We start from the raw sequence: 19,493 nt of genomic DNA on the forward strand, positions 1-19,493 counted from the left end.
AAAATGAAATTATCTTGATACAGAGTATGGATACATAGACTAAAGCATAAATAAGAAAGGCGAACCATTTCTGGTTCGCCTTTTAATAATTAATGTAGGATCTAGTTAATTAACCAACTTAATTAAAATAACCATCTTCATTAAATCGTTAACCAACTTAATTAATGATCCTCAGCAGCAATTATCTTTATTCGTAGTCACCAATTGGCACACAAGAACACATCAGATTGCGGTCTCCGTACACATCATCAATACGATTAACTGTCGGCCAGAACTTATTCGCTTTAACCGCTGCACTTGGGAACACGGCTTCTTCACGGCTGTATGGGCGTGTATCAAACGCTGGGTCCATAATGTCGGCCATGGTGTGCGGTGCGTTATGCAGTGGGTTGTTGTCGCTTGGCCACTCGCCTGATTCTACTTTGGCGATCTCTTTGCGAATTGAGATCATCGCTTCTGCGAAACGGTCTAGCTCAACTTTTGACTCTGACTCTGTTGGCTCAATCATTAAGGTGCCCGCTACTGGGAAGCTCATGGTTGGCGAATGGAATCCGTAATCGTTTAGACGCTTAGCAATGTCCATTTCGGTAATGCCTGAAGACTCTTTAAGCGGACGTAAGTCGATAATACATTCGTGCGCTACACGGTCGTTACGGCCAGTGAATAATACTGGGTAGTGACCTGACAGTTTCTTCATTACGTAGTTAGCGTTTAGCAGTGCCATTTGAGTAGACTGTTTCACGCCTTCGGTGCCTAGCAGTTTAATGTACATCCAGCTGATAGGTAGGATGCTTGCACTGCCGTATGGCGCGGCTGATACTGCGCCATTGTTGTCGCTTTCGCGGCCTGGTTTTACGATTTGGTGACCTGCTACAAACGGCGCTAAATGCTTTTTAATGCCGATTGGGCCCATACCTGGTCCGCCGCCGCCATGTGGAATAGCAAAGGTTTTATGTAGATTAAGGTGCGAGACATCTGCGCCAATAAAGCCCGGTGACGTTAAGCCAACCTGTGCGTTCATGTTTGCGCCATCAAGGTAAACTTGGCCGCCATACTCATGGACGATTTCACAAATCTCAGCGATTGATTCTTCATACACACCGTGAGTCGATGGGTAGGTGATCATGATGCACGATAGGCTGTCTGCAAGCTCAGCGGCTTTTGCACGTAAGTCTTCTACGTCGACGTTGCCTTCTTTATCACATGCAGTCACGACCACTTTCATGCCTGCAAGCTGCGCCGATGCAGGGTTAGTACCGTGAGCAGATTGTGGGATTAAGCAGATGTCTCTGTGCCCTTCGCCGCGTGACTCGTGGTATTTCTTAATCGCTAGCAGTCCAGCGTATTCGCCTTGTGCGCCTGAGTTAGGCTGGATACAAACGGCATCGTAACCTGTAATGTTGACTAGGAAGTCAGATAACTCATTGATTAGCTGAGTGTAACCTTGCGCTTGGTCTAGCGGGCAGAATGGGTGCATGTTGGCAAATTCTGGCCAGCTTACCGGTAGCATTTCAACGGCTGCGTTAAGCTTCATGGTACATGAGCCTAATGAAATCATTGAATGGTTTAGGGCTAAATCTTTGTTTTCTAGACGCTTGATGTAACGCATCATTTCAGTTTCGCTTTGGTAGCGATTGAATGTTGGGTGGGTCAAGATGGCATCTTTACGCTCAAGCTCTGCTGGGATTGAGCTAAAGCCGTTACCTACGATGTCGCCATCGATAGCCGCAACATCAAGGCCATGACCTTCACCGATAATCACAGTCAATAACTGGTCGATATCTTCGCGTGTGGTGGTTTCATCTAAGCTGATACCCAAAATGCCGTCAGCATCGATACGTAAGTTTAATTCTGCATCGACAGCGCGAGCTGTAACTGCTGCTACGTCTAAGCCTTTAACACTGATGGTGTCGAACCAAGTGTTGTTAACTAACTCAACGCCTTTGGCTTTAAGGCCAGTCGCTAGAATGTCAGTTAAACGGTTAATGCGGCTAGCAATGGTTTTAAGCCCTTGTGGGCCATGGAACACGGCGTAGAACGACGCCATATTCGCTAATAAGATTTGTGCAGTACAAATGTTTGAGTTGGCTTTTTCACGGCGAATGTGTTGCTCGCGTGTTTGCATTGCCATACGCAGTGCGTCATTACCACGGGTATCTTTTGATACGCCAATAATACGACCTGGCATTGAACGCTTGTGTGCATCACGTGCAACGAAAAATGCAGCGTGTGGTCCGCCGTAACCCATTGGTACGCCAAAACGCTGTGCGCTACCAAATACGATATCTGCGCCCATTGAACCCGGTGACTTAAGCAGTACCAGTGACATGATGTCAGCAGCAACAGTCACAATCGCTTTCTTTTCAGCAAGCTTAGCGAACAGTTCAGTGTTGTCGGTGATTTCACCAAAACGGTTGGTGTACTGGAATAATGCGCCAAATAGCTCGTAGTTTGCGGCTTCTGCTGCTGGGCCAACAATCACTTCAAAACCAAAACATTCTGCGCGGGTTTGCACTACATCTAATGTTTGTGGGAACACATCATCTGCCACAAAGAAGATGTTGGCTTTTTTGGCTTTAGACACACGTTTTGCCATTGCCATTGCTTCAGCAGCTGCGGTAGCTTCATCAAGTAGTGATGCTGATGCAAGGTCAAGACCGGTTAAGTCCATCGACACTTGTTGGAAGTTAAGAATAGCTTCTAAACGACCTTGAGCAATTTCTGGCTGGTACGGGGTGTACGCTGTGTACCAACCCGGATTTTCAAACACGTTACGTAAAATGACGTTTGGTACTTCAGTACCGTAGTAGCCCATGCCGATGTAGCTTTTGAATACTTTGTTTTTATCAGCAATGGTGCGGATGTAGGCTGTGCCTTCCGCTTCGCCACATGAATCACCAATGGTCAATTCTTGCGGTAAACGAATTGAACCAGGCACAGTTTGTGCGGTTAAGTCTTCAAGCGATTCTGCGCCAACATAGTTCAACATTTCTTGCTGTTGAGCTTGGTTAGGGCCGATATGTCGGCTTAAAAATAATTCGTGTTGCTCTAATTGAGTTAGGGTTTGCTTTGTCATGAGAAGTCGTGTTCCAAATCTGCCAGAATCAAGCTGTAGGGCATTAAACTGGTCTAGGGAAAAATGTTGTTGTGCAATACTTTAATAGCAAGCGTAAGGATCGCTTATGCCATTAATAAATTTTTAAAGGCAAAACAAAAGAAGCTCCCAAGGGAGCTTCTATTAGCGTCGACGATTATTCTTCGTCAATCACTTCTTGGTAACCGTCAGCATCTAACAGGTTAGCCACTTCAGCTTCGTCAGATGGCTTAACGCGGAAGAACCAACCTTCGCCAAATGCTTCACTGTTTACTAATTCTGGTGAATCTTCTAATGCTTCGTTTACAGCCACTACGTCACCTGAAATCGGTGCGTAGATGTCTGACGCTGCTTTAACTGATTCAGCTACTGCGCAATCTTCGCCAGCTGTTACTGTGTCGCCAACTTCTGGTAATTCTACGAATACCATGTCACCTAATAGCTCTTGTGCATGCTCAGTGATACCCACAGTGTATGTGCCGTCTTCTTCTTTACGGATCCACTCATGAGATGAAGCATATTTAAGTTCAGCTGGAATGTTGCTCATTATCGTAATTCCTATATCTATAAATTTAAAGCGCAATTTTTATTTGAGTTAATGGGATAAGTACTTAATCATCAATTCGTTGATTATTGATTGATATTATCTAAATAAGTGCTTATACCAAAATATGTTAGTCACAAAACGTGCTGTGAAATCGATTAAATTTGAGCAGCCTGCACGGAGTTGATAGCTTATGTGTCACTATCAATGAGTACAGGCGACAAAAAAGTTAACCGATTTAGCGCAATTCGCTGCTAACATCAGAATGCTTGTTTACCGTTACGTACGAAACTTGGTGCAATGACTTTAACAGCTACGCGCTTTTTACGCATTTCGACTTCAGCCGTATCACTAATACCCTTAGGTACACGCGCCATGGCAATAGAATAGCCTAAAGTTGGCGAGAAAGTCCCGCTGGTGATCGAACCTTCATGTTCAACGCCATCTGCGTCAGTGAAGAACACTGGCATGCCGTGACGTAATACACCTTTTTGTTCCATGATAAGGCCAACTAATTTGTCTGGCCCTGCTGCTTTAATTTCTGTTAGTGCTGCGCGGCCAATGAAGTCACGATCTTCTGGCTCCCATGCGATAGTCCAGCCCATGTTTGCTGCTAACGGGTTAATGGTTTCATCCATGTCTAAACCGTATAGGTTCATGCCCGCTTCTAAACGTAGGGTGTCACGTGCGCCTAGGCCACATGGCTTAACACCTGCTTCAAGCAGTGCTTGCCATAATGCAGCGGCTTCAGCTTCTGGGACGATGATTTCGTAACCCGCTTCGCCGGTGTAACCTGTGGTCGCAATAAATAATGACTCTGACTGCACACCAAAGAACATTTTCATGCCTTCAACGGCGGCGTTTTGCTCGGCGCTGAATACTGTAGCCGCTTTGGCTTTCGCGTTAGGGCCTTGCACAGCAATCATCGCAAGCTCAGGGCGCTCAGTAATGGTCACATCAAAACTTGCTGACTGTTTTTCCATCCAGGCTAAATCTTTCACGCGAGTGGCTGAGTTAACCACCACACGGTAATGGGTGTCAGTAAGGTAATAAGTAATGAGGTCGTCGATAACGCCAGCGTTGTCGTCTAGCATGCCGCTGTAAAGCGCTTTACCAGCGACTTTTAGCTTAGCAATATCGTTTGCTAATAATTTGCGTAGGAATGCACAAGCATCGGTACCGGTCACATCAACCACTGTCATGTGTGATACATCGAACATGCCTGCGTCTTGGCGCACTGCGTTATGTTCTTCGATTTGTGAACCATAGTTAAGTGGCATATCCCAACCGTGGAAATCTACCATCTTGCCATTTGATTCTAAGTGCTTGTTAAAGAGTACAGTTTTATTAGCCATTATTATCTCTTTTTTATGAGCCTTCTGAGGGTACAACAGGTGAAGGCGATTTATATACCGTGAACATTGGAAATATCGTCTTTCCGATATTCACGGCTATGAATGGGGCAAAATTATACCCATAGGGTGAACTTTGTATAGTAGGAAATTTTCTAATCCGAGATTTTAACATTAGTTTAACTAATGCGAAGGGTGTAGTTTTTTTACAAGAATTTCATCTACTTCGGCCGATCCCCTGATATATAAGAGGTTTTAGGCCGAAGTGATGTCAAATTTTACTCACGGCAAAGTTTAGGAAGTTTCAGTTTATTGCCTATAGCCTGTTTGATGAACACTGTTTTTAGTCCAGCGACATTATCAATCAGGTTTAAACCCAAATCACGTAAGGCTTTTTTAACTGGATTGCTGCCTGCGAATAGTCGTTTGAAACCTTCCATTGCACTGATCATCTCTATCGCTTCAGCTTTTCGCCAGCGCTCTAGTGCACGAAGGTTGGCGTAATCACCGAGATCTTTACCCGCGTCATGTAACTCGCTAACGGTTTCGATAATACTGGCCGCATCTAAAAAGCCTAAGTTAACCCCTTGGCCTGCTAACGGATGAATGGTGTGGGCGGCGTCGCCTGCCAATAACAAACGATGACGAGCAAAGTGGCGTGCATAACGCATACGCAGTGGGTGTGATTGACGCTCGCTAACCAGTTCACATACGCCTAAGCGACCATCAGATGCTGCGGTTAAGGCTTTAGAAAATTCTTCAGGCGATAACGCTAATAGCCTTTCGGCTTCTTGCGGCGATACTGACCATACGATAGAACAAAGATTGTCTTCGTATAGTGGCAGTAATGCTAATGGGCCGTCGGCTAAAAACACCTGACGAGCGGTATCTTCATGGGGCTGACTCGTGCGAATAGTGGCTACAATGGCGTGGTGACCGTAATCCCAAAAGGTCAGTGGAATTTGGCACTGGGTTCGCACCCAAGAGTTAGCGCCATCAGCTGCAACCACTAACGCAGCACTTAAGTTTTCGCCGTTATCTAAGGTTAACCACGACTCACGTTCACCAAATGCGATGCGTTCAAGTCGCTGGCCTTCAAGATGGGTAATGTTAGTTAATTCGCTGGTGCGCTTGGCTAAGGCGTAACTGATGGATTGGTTTTCGATAATCGCCCCAAGGGATGGCTCACTGATGCTGGCGGCATCAAAGGCAATTTTGCCTAATCCGTCTTTGTCCCATACGGCCATTTTTTGATAAAGCGCAGTGCGAGCTTGGTCAATGTATTGCCAAGCACCTAAGTTTGTTAGTAATCGCTCACTGGCTTTGTTAATCGCACTCACACGTAAACGTGGCTCACCTGACACAGCCTCTGTTTGGCCCGCATCAATCACCACCACGTTTAAGTTTGCCTCGGCTAAACCGATTGCCGTTGCCAAGCCAACCATTCCACCGCCAACTATGGCTACATCATAGGTCTGAGTTTGAAACATGTTAATCCTTAATCTTCAATCGGTTTACTGAGATGCTTTATAACTGCACTTGCAATCTTAGGCACTTTTCCAACCCATTGCTTTATGGGCAATAGGCGCTTTGAGCGGCGGACACCATGACAACAATCTTAGCCCTAGACTGCGCCCAGCGACTAATGGCCAGTACTGATTTGAGAAGCCGCGCACTAAAAACTCTACATTGTTGATGGTATTGCTACGATCAGCTTCACGTAGTGACAGATAATCATGTATTACAGTGTGTTGGCCAATATCTAATGCTTGTTGCTGTTGCAAGCTGTGTTTGATGACTGTTTCTATGGCATCAATTAAGCCGACCACATCACGTAAACCTAAGTTAAACCCTTGGCCTGCAATCGGGTGCAAGGTTTGCGCAGCATTACCAATAAATACGGTGCGATGGTATATCGGTCTCGGCATATACGACAATGTCAGTGGATAACTGACACGCTCGCCTACATCGGTAAAGCGCCCTGCTCTGTTGCCAAACGCGCGTTGTAATGATGCTAAAAACTCAGCTTTAGGCGCGGTTTTAAGTGCTTGTGCTTGCTCACTATCAAGCGCCCACACCAATGACAAACGTGGCTGATGGCTTTTACCTTGTACAGATTCAGATGACATCGGCAGTAACGCTAAAGGCCCAGTGTCGGTAAACCGCTCATAAGCCCAACCTTGATGCGGCTTATCAGTTTGTACATTGGCAACGAGTGCGACTTGGTCAAACTCAACTTTTTCAATGTCTTGTTTTAGTGCTTGGCGTACTTTGGAGTGTGCGCCGTCAGCAGCTACAAGCAACTGAGTACGAATTTGCTGGCCATTACTGAGGGTTAAGCTGTGACCTGTTGCGTCAGTTTCAAGGGTGTCTAAGGTCGCTGGGCAATAAAGCTTAATCTCATGTTGCTTTAACTCATCAAACAAGACCTTACCGACTTTAGCCAGCTCAACGACTTGGCCCATGGACGAGAGATTAAACTGCTCAGCGTTGAGTTCTGTCATGCCGAAATGACCACGATCGGATATGTGGATGTTTTCAATCTCGGTGCCAAGGCTTGCAAGTTTTGGCCAAATACCTAAACGAGTTAATTCAAATACTGAGCCATGGGCGATGGCAATAGAGCGCGCGTCAAACCCTGGATGATTGGCATCTGGTGCTACGGCTTCAATAATGGCAATTGATAACGGTCGGTTAAGTTTGGTTTGATATTTTTCAGAAAGCTGGGCTAAACCCAATGCGAGACTGGCCCCTGCCATCGCACCACCAACAATGGTGATATCCACTTTTTCTGCATCGTTATTAGCAATAGGCTTATTTGTCGTTGTGTTACTCGAAATAGGCTTAGTAGACGTTGAAAGTGTTTCTGGCTGGGTCATAAAAGCGTGTTCTTTTTATTAATTAGATTGACGCTTGCGCACAAGACTTATTATCTGTGCGCGTGTTTTAGCTGACTAATTTACTGTTTAGTACTTAGTGAAGCTTAAATTATTAATGCAGTGGCGCTGCTGGCTCGCTGTCATCGAATGGGATTTCTGGGCCGAACTCTGAATAACATAATACAGCGGCCATTCTGACAAACTCATGCAGTTCGATAAACGCAGCTTCTGATTCATCGTCATCGCTTACGTCAAATTCAACTTGTGCAATCGCACCTAAGTCTTGAATGATTTCACGTACATCTGATGATGCGCCATTCAGTTTAGGCTGAATTAACGCAATGGCAGTAAGGTAGCTTTGTACCCATAAGGCTAAACATTCTAGACGAGTGCTTAGTGGCTCTTCTTCTTCAGGTAGTAACGGATTAAACCCATATTCAGCATCGCCCAAACGGGTGGCAGTGTCTTGAAACAGTTCCGTGATTAATTGCTGTAACTCGCTGGTTAATGGCTGACCATCGTTCATCAATTCAAGTAATGGTTTTAGCCAAACGGTATTAGCTTGTTCTACCCCACCACAAATTAACCCGACTAAGGCGCCATGCACCTCGACTGGATGCTGACCAATTTCAGCTGAATCGAGTGCTTTTTTCAGTTTTTCAATACATAAAGAAGGAGGGGTTGCCATGGTAATGTTCCATTAAATATTCAATCTGCTGCAATGCTAGCAGAGTTAATAACTGCCACCAAACTCTGCACAAGAATTTGCTGAGTAATTTAGCCACCGGTGACGTGTTTTTATACAAACTTTGATGTGAATCTCTTTAGTATAAAGCACCTTGGGATGATTAGCTTAGATAACAGGCTAATTGCTTGTTAATCATTAGGTTCTGTTTTCAGTTTTTTAATGGTGCTGAATTAACTAAATCAAAAGCTAATATAAACCTTGCCACATATAACTCGATAAACTAAGCGAATGGTGTCAAAACTAGTATGCTTAATCAGGTCGAAATAAACATATTCGGTATCTAGTTGCGGTATCTGTTGATTCAGTTTGGATAGCGATAAATTGCTAGCAATTAACCTCTGTTGTCACTAGGAGGTTACATATGCGGCCTAAGCTGCTCATACATCAAGCAAATAAGTGTTAAGGACGCGAGTTACCTTGCACTTTTAATATATGCGCTATATAGTCCGCAAATAGGCTAGTTCCATTCTCTTGATTGAGTGTTAGATAATAAGCACTTAGTGTTATGCGATAAGCTTTACGGCTTAATCTTAAAGAGAAATGGCTTTAATGCTAAAGCGTTACAGTCAAGGGGTTAGATAAACTGCTACAATTTTTATTTTAGACGAATAAGGATCCTCAGCGACATATGAGTAATAGTGCTATAGATATCTCCCTTTTAGGGCGCACCTACTCTATCGCTTGTCCAAAAGGACAAGAGGATGCATTGCGTTCGATCGCTAAAGGTGTTGAGCAACAGCTGACTAACCTGAAAGCACGTACCAACAATTTAAGCCGCGAAGAATTAGCCATTATGGCCGCGCTGAATATTGGTTACGAGTTACATGAAGAACAGCAAAAGAATAAGCAGTACATGGCGCAAATGGATGAGCGTATTTCGTTATTACAGTCGACGTTAGAAAACTCGCTGATTGAACGAACTAGCAAGGACGACTAAACAGTTTTTAGACTTGTGTTAGACCAATTTTAAGTTGAGTTTGACATGATTCACACCGGTTTTGCTCCCTGGGATATGCGCTTGTAGGTTATGTCCCTGTGCCGATATTTACAAACCCAGGGTGAATGCTTTCATTGACATTGCGTATGCTCGGCTTGTACCGAGAAACCTTAGGAGATGAACATTTTCCCGCCTTGAACCTACGGTTCAAGGGCTACACCGACGGTCGGTATTCTGGGGAGCATCCTAATTAAACAAACCACCTTATTGGGTGGTTTTTTTATGCCTGAATCTTCAGCATTTGACTCTGAAATTTAGCCATATACTTTACGATTAAGCGTCCGTTTTCAGCACTTAACCCAATACTTAACTCAATACTTATTAGTACTGTGTCGACAACTTAACAATCAAGTCCCGCCACGTTACCCTCCCCTTAAGCAACTCAGTTAACTATCCAATACTTGTCAAAAACTGTATCAAAACTTGTGTAATCAGGCTGCAAAATTGTTACGTATCGCAAACTGACAAAGATACACACGTTAAAACTATGGTTGATATTGTTTCAGGGAAAACAATCATGTATAAAGCCTACAATATTAATAACTTGTAAATATGGATTATGACAGGTCGTACCCGACATTTTACCTTTTTCAACCTCATAGTTATCACTGGTCTCGTTATCTTATCTGGCTGTAAATCAACTCCAGAACCCGTTGAACCAGCTTATGTTGTCCCCGCTGCACTTGCTCACTTACCTCTTGATGCAGCTAGTCAGGGCCTAGATATTATTGATACCCAAATGGCGCTTGGCGATCGTAATTTATACCTCACCAATCATGGCCATATTAAGATGCTATCAACAGCACAATGTCCTATTGATATCTCAGCCCATCGTGGTGACTTTCGTCAACCGGAAAGTAGCTATAACGCCATTGCTGCAGCATTAAATGACAACTTCAATAGTGTTGAAATTGACGTCATGCTACTTAAAGATGGCACTTGGGTTAATCACCATGACAGTCAAACTGGTCGTGCAACCGTGCACTACACTGGCGAGCGCTACAAGCTTGAGCGTATGTCTCGCAAAGATTTTTCTGAACTGAAACTGCGTGATAAAGACACGAATGCTTTACTCAATGAGCGCCCAATTACGGCCGCTGAAGCATTTAAGATATTTGCCGCTTATCGCCTGCCTTCACAAAAACTCAATGTAGAAATAAAGTCCGATGCCAATGGCCAAGAGCTTGTCGATTTAGACAATATGCTGCGTAAATATATTGGCCTCAGTGGTTATTATTATTCAGCGGCAGATCAAGACACTTTATACAAACTTCGTGGGATTAACCCTTATGTGTACCTTGGTTTTTTACAAGGAGGCCACCCAACGAGTATAGAAAAGCTACGCAGTGATTTACGTAAGGGGGTTAAAAATGACGCCTATTACCTTGATAACCAAGATGACATCGAGCTAGCTGGACGCTACGGCACTAAGCGCTATCGTTCTCGTTACAAAGACTACACCAGCAGCGAAGCCCTAAGAAAACTGCAAAATAAGCTCGGTAGCAATTCTGGTATTCATCTGGATATTCGCAGCTATATGCAGCATTTAGCAGTAAAAAGTAGAGCTCATAGCTTAGGAATGAAAGTCTATACTTATTCACTCAATGGCACCGACTATCATCAAACACAGCTGCTTAAACTCAACAAGAATAAGCTGCCTGACGGTGTGATTGTGGATGCGACGCCTTATAAAATTTGCCAACGTTTATTTACTGCCTCAGTGCCTGCAAAGCGCTACCAACCGCTCAGTAACCTCGGTCGTTATATCGCATCATTGCCTCAAGATGCAGACTTTGATCGATTTCAGGAAATGTTGGGCTATCAGACTGAAGGCTATTACCTTTCTCTCAATGACGGGCTTAAATCCATCACTGGCGCCAAAAAGGCACAGGTGAAAAATACCACGCCAACCCCCTTGCTTGAGCATGGATTCCCGACCATTACTGACGAGAAAATTGAGCATAAAACCGGTGAAACCATTTTACTCACTTTGCCTGATAGCAAAGCAAAATAGCGCACACAAAGACAATAATAAAAACAAAAAGTAAGCAACAAAATGACTGATAAAAAACAAAGCCCATTTGCAACCAACTTGCTCAATAAAACGCCAACACAGCAGAAAATGCAAGTGGCAGAAAAGCAATTAGAAAAAGTACAAAAAAAGCAGAAAAGCTCGTCCGAAAAGGCCGCTGCCCAGCAAGCCCGTGAAAATGAAATCACCAAATTAGGCAAACCTTTTTGGTGGATGATGCTGATGTTTATTTGCTCGGTATTGTATTTGTTCCCTGAGGCGGTATTTAATGCTGCGCTGACTGATGTGGCAGGCGGCAAAAACTCCAGCGAAGATGATTTACGCGCGGTTGAATTATTTGGCCGAACCATCAGTGGTATTGGTGTCACCTTGTTGTTGGCCGATATGCTATTAAAGGGCAAGCGAGTCGCACGTGTAGGCCGAGCCATTGGCTACTTCGCCTTGATTGCAGTCTTGGTATGGCCAACGGTGTTTTTTGGGCAAAAATGGCTGGTTGATCATTTTATTATTGATGCCTCGTCACCGTCTGAGCGTCAACAAGCTTATTTATCTCAAGTATTACGCAGTGCGTTGATTGAAAAGTCAATCCAGTTTGAAGGCATTGATTACGACCCTGACTCTGACCATAACGCCACAGAAAAAACCTTCTTATCGGTGTTTGGTGGCTTAGTTTACGCTGACGATAAACTGGTCGATGATCTTAAACAAAAGAAGCGCATGATCATGGAAAAGTTTGTCCGCGATCGCGCGTTGTCTCGCTTTGACGAGCACTACGCAAACTATGATGAGTTTCGTCATTCACTGCGGGATAATTACAAAGAGTATGCTCAAGGTTCTAACGAATACAACCAAGCACTGGCAAGCTCACCTGAACGCTCAAATGAGTATTGGCTAGATACTCAAAATCAAGTGAAACAAGGTTGGGGTAAGTATCAAAAAGGCGTTAGCGCTTATGAAGCTCGAGTTGAATCTAGAGCGCAAAAAATCGCCCCTAAAATGTATGATTTTTTTGAGCGTCGCAATAAATGCGGCGACATGAAAAAAGGCAGCCGTAAAAACAGCTGTTATGAACGTTTACAAAAGGGCTACGACAAAGAGATCGCTAAATACAGCATCCCTTATATTCCGCCTGATGATTGGTTAATCCGAGAAGAGATTTCGACGTCTGAAAATGTCGGTAACTCTATTATCACCGGCATCATGACGTTTGGTTTATTTACCGCGATGCAAGCCGCTGATGCTGCGACGGGTGGCGATGCAGGCTTTAAAGATCATCGTATGGTCTATACCAATGATGTTAACCACTATAAGAATGTGTTGATGGTGAAAATGGAACCTGACTTTGTCAAAGAATCAGGTGGTTACCCATTAGGAATTTCGTCTATTCATGAATTTAGACATCATGAATTAACCAGCCTTAAAGTGAATAAAACCCTCAAACAAAAAGGTTTGTCTTTACCCACCACTTGGGTGATGGCTGATCGCACCAGTTTTGATAATGCCGTTGCCAAAAAAGTTCGCCAAGAAGCGGATAAACGCTGGCGCTCCAGCATGAAAAATAAAGGCTTAGATATGCCGCCTAATTTGAGTTGGTCACAATTCCAAAAGCAAGGCGACATTCAAAAACGTATCGAACGGAAAATGAAAGAGCTTTATGTTAGCCCAACCCTCGCAGATTGGAATAACCGCGAATTTAAGCAACGTATTATTGAGCCTAATATTCAACGTAAAACCACAGAGTACCTTAATGTACTTGAGGCCCAGCAAGCTGAATTTGCTGATGGTGGCGCATTTGAATCAACGGGTAAATCTGCACTGCGCGCAACCATAGTGCCACCTATATCCATGTCGATTAGCTTAGCATTAGTGTTATTAACGGTATTAAAACTGCCGATGAAAGCCGTTGAGTTGGTCCAAGCTAAGCAAGCCAATAAAACCAATGATGAACCCGCCGATGGTAAACAAAAAACCAAAGCAGGTTACATTAAAGGCGGAATTTCTGCGGTGTTATTGTTGTCGATTTTTATCGTACCAATCACCGTGAGTAGTAACCAATACACCATGAAAGATTCCGCTATGCATTACTTTTTTGAGCAAATGGAAAACAATGACTCTGCCAGTATTTCATTCGCACTTAAATGGTTATTGGTGACTCAGCCTATGGTGCAACCTATTGGTGCTCGGATCGATGAACACCTAATGATTACTCGGGGATTTGATGCGATTAGCGAGCCGATTAACCGCTTTGATTTAGCCATCATGCCAGAACATGAAACCAGCTCTCAGCCAAGCTCAGCATCTGTAGCTAAAGCCTTATTGCCACTCACTATTACTACTAATATTAGTGGTGCGAATATCGCCGTAATGAACATTAAACCGAAATATGCGGCAGGTATGATGCTGCCGCCTGGAGGCTATGACATTAAAGTGTCAGCTAATGGCCATCAAGCTGTTAGAAAATGGGTATACCTCAAGGCCGATGAAACAGATTTCACCATAAAGTTATAAAACGAACGACCAGTTTAACGTCACATTCACGCATTGATTGATAGGAAGTATTACGTGAGTAAATTAGAACAATTCCAAGAGTTTATCCGCAATAACGGTAAAGACTTAACGGGTGTAAATGTACCCGTTGTATTAAGCGACGAACAAACAAAACTACCAGAGCTCAATTTTACCTTTGGCTGGACCATTGAGATCGGTGTTACAGAACATGAACACGGCGGCCATTGCCCTTCTGGGATAAAATCTGGCTCGGCATCAAATGCCTATAGTTGTGCTAATGATACTGCTAAACAATATGTTAGCGGTCAAAATAGCTTGTTCAACGATCGCTTCCTTAAAATCCTCGGCCCTGATATTTCTGAGAATTTTTTGATTAAAGATAGGGGCTTAAAATCAGCCCCTGAGACTTATGTAGGCAGTAAAGTCTGTTATACCTGTGACGGTACAGGTAAAGATACTTGTTCTAGTTGTCATGGTCGTGGCAGTACTTCTTGTTCAAGTTGCGGCGGCAAGGGCCGTAATCATGTCACTCGTTATGAAAACAATCGCACGGTTCATACTACGGAGTCATGTTCTGCTTGTTGGGGGAGTGGTAGTAATACTTGTGGCGGATGTGGCGGAAGTGGCAAGGTCACTTGTCGCACCTGTGATGGTGGTGGTTACCTCTACTTTAGTTACACCATTGACGGTAATGCAATACGCAGCACAAAGTGGGCTTATAACACCAATGATTACCATGAATGGACTACCGATTACGTTAAGAAAACCGGCCTAAAACTCGTTCACCAATTAACTGAAGTCACCGAAGTTAATGTAGAAGGTGCGTTAGATGGTTGCACCTTTATATATGCCTTTACCGCTAACCTGCCTACTTTGCAATTTAATGCCAACATCGATCAAGTTGATACCACAATGTGCTTTGCTGGGAGCAATAATAACACCCACGATGCCGGTGGTGTTTACGATCCAGCTGTGTGGAGTGTGGCCAAGCAATTAGGTGGCGGTAGTCAATCAACTGATAAATCGGTACTGGCAACGCCTGCGGTTAAAGACATCATTGAAGCTAGCGAAACCAAAACAAAAATTGGATTACTGGAAGAGAACTGGGTATCAACCGATATTAAAGATGCGATCGTTTCTAACTATCAAACCTTAGTGACCCAGCTTAAAAAACAAAGTGTTAAAGGTATTGCACCTAAAATGTTTGGCGGGTTGATCAGTTTCACTTTTCTATTCCTTACTTTAGGCATTTTATTCGCTGCCATGTACCCCACTTTTGCACAAGATTCTGCATACCGCATGAGTGTACTACAGCTTCCTGAATGGTATTTTGCATTACTAACAATGAAGTTTGCCTTATTTGGCCTGCCTGCTTTATGTAATTACTTATTCTTTTTTGGCTTTTTCTGGCTGAGCTTTCAATGCGTCAAAAAGTGGTATTGGAAGAACATTGGCCCTGGGAAGACATGGTTACTCGCATTCAGTTTAACCATACTCGTCCCACATATTGGGTTCAGCTTGTTCTATAACGGGCTTGAAGTTATTAACCATCCATTAGAAGTAACCAATGCATTATTGGCAGCATCAATATTAGTGGGCTTTTACTTTATGATGTTTGGCGCTAAATTGCCTAACAGATGGTATACCAAGTTACTTGGGTTCATCGCTGGTATTGGTGCCTTCTGCGCCATGCATTACGGCCTGTATTTATTGAATACTCGAGTCGGTTTTATTGAAAACCATGGAAGGTATCCGCATGAATTATTGGAGTTTTTACATCCTGGCACTCGATTCATGGCCGAAAACCTAGTTGAATGGGCCATGTTATCAGTAATATTTGCCTACTTCCTTACACGTCGCCAATTCTGGCTAAAAGCCAAATGTTTAGTTGCTGAATACGACAGCCCAGTATTACTAAAATCAATGAACATGGAAAAATAACCCATCATTGCTAAGTAATACACAATTGAAAAACGCAGATTATGGGTAACCTAATCTGCGTTTTTTTATCTTACAACTGATTAATTCTCGTCATATAAGCAAATGCTGCTTAAACAGTTGATTATCTTCTTTGAAATTTTGCTTTATCGCGATAACCTGAAAACGGTTTCCTTATTAATAACGCCTTTTTATCTTTCATTTGTAAGTGATGGAGTACTTCCTACCTATGAGCATGACGCGTTTTATGACTAATTCAGATGAGCAGCCATTAACTCAAGCTGCAAATCAAACCTCAATTACCTATTTTTCCTCTAGCAGCACTGCAACTGATCCTGCGGTATCTCATCAAATAATGTTGGAAAATGACTCTTTTACCGATCCTTCATTATCTGAGCCTATTTTTGATAGTAATGATATGAGTCGTGACAATATACGTCGCCATATCAGGCAGCAACGTAATGGGATTTCAGCAGCGGATCAAAATCAATTGGCTTTAATTGCCAGCCGTCACTTGTTAGCCGAAATTCAACGGATTTCTGCTAAGCGGGTCGCAATGTATTTAGGTTTTGATGGCGAATTAGCAACGGGCAAGTTAATTGAAGCGTTATGGAAACATGATGTTGAGGTGTATTTACCGCGCTTGCACCCTTTTGCTAAGGGCCATTTACTGTTTATGCGCTACACCCCGGATACCCAGATGATTAACAATCGCTATGATATTGCTGAGCCTAAGTTAGATATCCGCCATATGGTTACAGTAAACCAACTAGATATGATTGTGACCCCATTAGTGGCCTTTGATGATCAAGGTAACCGTATGGGGATGGGCGGCGGATTTTACGATCGCACCCTAGCACAAGTAACTGACAATAAACCTCTGGCTGTAGGTTATGCCCATGACTGCCAACAAGTGAGCTTTTTACCAATAGAGTATTGGGATGTGCCCTTACCGGTGATCATTACGCCAACAAGAAGAATTTTCTCAGCACATTTGGGGTAATGCGCAGTTGGGTTAACTAAAAGTTGGATTAATCAAAAGTTAGCTTAATGAAAAGTTCGCTTAACTAAAAGTTTAGGGTTGCGCTCTAGATTTGGCATTGCCAATATTGACTGAGCGCAAAAGTCTGCTTAACCAACTACAAACTCAACTTAGGTTGAATAAAGTCGATGAAGGCAGAGATCCGCTTGGCGACTGTGGAGGAACGATAGTACACAGCGTTGACCTGTTCCCTTGCTGTATTAGATAGCTTTTGTGTTTCTAGTATCGATATCAATCGCCCAGCTTCAATATCTTGTTTGACCATAAAACCTGATAAACACGCAATGCCATTACCTGCTAACGCTAACTGACGCACCGTCTCACCGTTGCTGGATGAAAAACTCGGGTTAAGTGCTTCAAATCCTTTTAACGGCCATTGATTGAGTGCTTTTGAGCCTGTTAAACCTATGGTGTCGTGTGCGCTTAAATCGGCGGTTTGCATCGGTATGCCTCGAGTAGCGAGATATTCTGGTGCTGCCACTAAGTACAAGGCGCTTTTACCCAGTGCTCTAGCATGTAATGAAGAATCTGATAAATGACCAATGCGAATGGCTAAGTCGGTGCGTTTTTCAATTAAATCGACAATGCCTTCATTGGAGCTTAGCTCTAATTGAATGTTAGGGTATGCCTGATTAAATGACTTGATGAGTGGCACCAGTTGATGGAATACAAATGGGCTAGCGGCATCCACGCGTAAGCGCCCTTGGGGCATTTCTTTTTGTGCCATAAGATCATCTTCAGCTTGTTGGATCTGCTGCAACCCTGTGCGAATTGAATCAATAAAACGTCGCCCCTCGTCAGTAACATTCACGCGTCTGGTGGTGCGATTAAGAATAGATACGCCCAACTGCTTTTCAATTTTACTCACCGCACGCGATACCCTTGCAACTTGAATATCCAGTGCTTCTGCTGCTGCAGAAAACCCTCCGGTATCTACCACGGTCAGTAAGATGGTTAAATCATCGGATCTTGTCAGCATGTCTATCCCCTTAATCTTTCAATGTCATTTCGCCTCTTCATTATAACCATTAACGACAAAAGTAATTTGTAAAAAGCACTATTTTTAGCAAATAAGCTTGTCGGCATAATAGCGTCATTGAAACAAAACACGCACTGAAGTTAATTACTTGAATGAGACAATATTATGCCTTTAGCACTCCTTGCATTGACGCTTAGCGCCTTTGCTATCGGTACCACTGAATTTGTCATCGTCGGCTTAATTCCGACTATGGCTGCCGATTTAAATGTCACTCTGCCATCAGCAGGGTTACTTGTTAGTTTATATGCATTAGGAGTCGCCATTGGCGCTCCTGTGCTAACAGCCCTTACGGGTAAATGGAATCGCAAACATGTGTTACTTGCCGTAATGGCATTGTTTGTAGCCGGCAACTTCTTGGCGTGGCAATCGCCTGATTACACTACCTTGATGCTGGCGCGAATACTCACAGGTTTAGCCCATGGTGTTTTCTTTTCGATTGGCTCAACCATTGCGACAGGTTTAGTGCCAAAAGAAAAAGCTGCCAGCGCTATTGCCATTATGTTTACCGGCCTCACTGTAGCCTTGGTGACAGGGGTACCGTTAGGTACTTACATTGGCCAGGAATTCGGTTGGCAAGCCACCTTTTTAGTCGTCGCTGTACTGGGTTTAATCGCCCTCATTGGTAGCGCGATATTAGTGCCTAATAACTTAAAACAGCCACCAGCGGCCAAGTTATCAGCTCAAGTTAAAGTATTAACTCAGCCACGCTTATTGCTGGTATACGCAATTACCGCTTTGGGTTATGGCGGCACATTCACCGCTTTTACTTTTCTAGCGCCAATTTTAGAGCAAGTTTCAGGCTTTAATCCTGATGCGATAGCACTGATTATGTTGGTTTATGGTGTTTCGGTAGCCGTCGGTAATATTTGGGGCGGTAAAATGGCAGATAAAATGGGCCCGATTAAAGCGCTAACCATCATATTCTCTGGTTTGGTAACGGTATTGATCATGTTTAACTTTGCCGCTGTTAACCCTGTAACAGCTGTAATCACTATCTTGATTTGGGGCGCATTTGCTTTCGGTAATGTCCCTGGTTTACAAGTATACGTAGTCAAGCTAGCTGAAAAATACACGCCAGATGCCGTTGATGTTGCTTCAGGTTTAAACATCGCCGCATTTAACGTCGGTATTGCATTAGGCGCTTGGGGCGGCGGATTAATTGTGGCTAACGCAGGCTTAATGCACACCCCTTGGGTTGGCGCTGTGATTGTATTGATTGCACTGGGATTAACACGATTAAGTGGCCGACTAGATAACAAGACGGCAGGTTTAAATACAAAGGCTCAATCTGACGCTCAAAGCCTATGCTCTGACTAACTT

General features: G+C 43.6%; 13 protein-coding genes and 1 other RNA gene. 7 read left to right on the forward strand and 7 right to left on the reverse strand.

From position 1 onward, the window contains the following. Positions 1-187: 187 nt before the first annotated feature. The 6 genes from gcvP to AB4153_RS09845 form a co-directional block, all read right to left on the reverse strand. Entirely contained in the window at positions 188-3,076 is a 2,889-nt protein-coding gene (gene gcvP / locus AB4153_RS09820; protein WP_371997250.1) for an aminomethyl-transferring glycine dehydrogenase, read from the reverse strand. Between the two features lie 175 nt (positions 3,077-3,251). After that, positions 3,252-3,641, reverse strand: coding sequence for a glycine cleavage system protein GcvH (gene gcvH / locus AB4153_RS09825; protein WP_102528280.1), 390 nt, complete (start codon positions 3,639-3,641; stop codon positions 3,252-3,254). Positions 3,642-3,898: 257 nt separating this feature from the next. Then, the gene (gene gcvT / locus AB4153_RS09830) at positions 3,899-4,993 is read right to left on the reverse strand and encodes a glycine cleavage system aminomethyltransferase GcvT (protein WP_102528279.1); all 1,095 of its coding nucleotides are present in this window, start codon (positions 4,991-4,993) and stop codon (positions 3,899-3,901) included. Positions 4,994-5,268: 275 nt separating this feature from the next. Beyond that, positions 5,269-6,480, reverse strand: coding sequence for an FAD-dependent monooxygenase (locus tag AB4153_RS09835; RefSeq protein WP_371997251.1), 1,212 nt, complete (start codon positions 6,478-6,480; stop codon positions 5,269-5,271). Positions 6,481-6,537: 57 nt separating this feature from the next. Then, entirely contained in the window at positions 6,538-7,869 is a 1,332-nt protein-coding gene (ubiH, locus tag AB4153_RS09840; protein WP_371997253.1) for a 2-octaprenyl-6-methoxyphenyl hydroxylase, read from the reverse strand. A gap of 112 nt (positions 7,870-7,981) precedes the next feature. Further along, complete coding sequence (locus AB4153_RS09845) at positions 7,982-8,557, reverse strand: UPF0149 family protein (RefSeq protein WP_102528276.1); 576 nt, start codon at positions 8,555-8,557, stop codon at positions 7,982-7,984. Positions 8,558-9,245: 688 nt separating this feature from the next. Between AB4153_RS09845 and AB4153_RS09850 the strand changes: the two genes are divergently transcribed. From AB4153_RS09850 to AB4153_RS09875, 6 genes are all read left to right on the forward strand, one after another. After that, a complete protein-coding gene (locus tag AB4153_RS09850; protein ID WP_102528275.1) occupies positions 9,246-9,554 on the forward strand; it encodes a cell division protein ZapA in 309 nt (102 codons plus the stop codon). Between the two features lie 62 nt (positions 9,555-9,616). Continuing rightward, a non-coding RNA gene (ssrS, locus tag AB4153_RS09855) (6S RNA) lies at positions 9,617-9,799 on the forward strand. 374 nt (positions 9,800-10,173) lie between these two features. After that, complete coding sequence (locus tag AB4153_RS09860) at positions 10,174-11,628, forward strand: glycerophosphodiester phosphodiesterase (protein WP_371997255.1); 1,455 nt, start codon at positions 10,174-10,176, stop codon at positions 11,626-11,628. Positions 11,629-11,670: 42 nt separating this feature from the next. After that, the gene (locus tag AB4153_RS09865; protein WP_371997257.1) at positions 11,671-14,154 is read left to right on the forward strand and encodes a hypothetical protein; all 2,484 of its coding nucleotides are present in this window, start codon (positions 11,671-11,673) and stop codon (positions 14,152-14,154) included. A 54-nt stretch (positions 14,155-14,208) separates the two neighbouring features. After that, the gene (locus tag AB4153_RS09870) at positions 14,209-16,095 is read left to right on the forward strand and encodes a hypothetical protein (RefSeq protein ID WP_303515277.1); all 1,887 of its coding nucleotides are present in this window, start codon (positions 14,209-14,211) and stop codon (positions 16,093-16,095) included. A gap of 226 nt (positions 16,096-16,321) precedes the next feature. Continuing rightward, complete coding sequence (locus AB4153_RS09875; protein WP_303515279.1) at positions 16,322-17,095, forward strand: 5-formyltetrahydrofolate cyclo-ligase; 774 nt, start codon at positions 16,322-16,324, stop codon at positions 17,093-17,095. 136 nt (positions 17,096-17,231) lie between these two features. Here AB4153_RS09875 and AB4153_RS09880 read toward each other — a convergent pair whose 3' ends face one another. Then, the gene (locus AB4153_RS09880) at positions 17,232-18,113 is read right to left on the reverse strand and encodes a LysR family transcriptional regulator (protein WP_303515282.1); all 882 of its coding nucleotides are present in this window, start codon (positions 18,111-18,113) and stop codon (positions 17,232-17,234) included. A 165-nt stretch (positions 18,114-18,278) separates the two neighbouring features. Here AB4153_RS09880 and AB4153_RS09885 point away from each other — a divergent pair, with 165 nt between their 5' ends. After that, on the forward strand, positions 18,279-19,490 hold the full coding sequence (locus tag AB4153_RS09885) for an MFS transporter (RefSeq protein WP_248955501.1): 1,212 nt from the start codon (positions 18,279-18,281) through the stop codon (positions 19,488-19,490). The last annotated feature ends 3 nt before the right edge of the window (positions 19,491-19,493 follow it).

It is taken from the genome of Shewanella sp. 10N.286.52.E4, assembly GCF_041468785.1.
Lineage (GTDB): Bacteria > Pseudomonadota > Gammaproteobacteria > Enterobacterales > Shewanellaceae > Shewanella > Shewanella electrodiphila.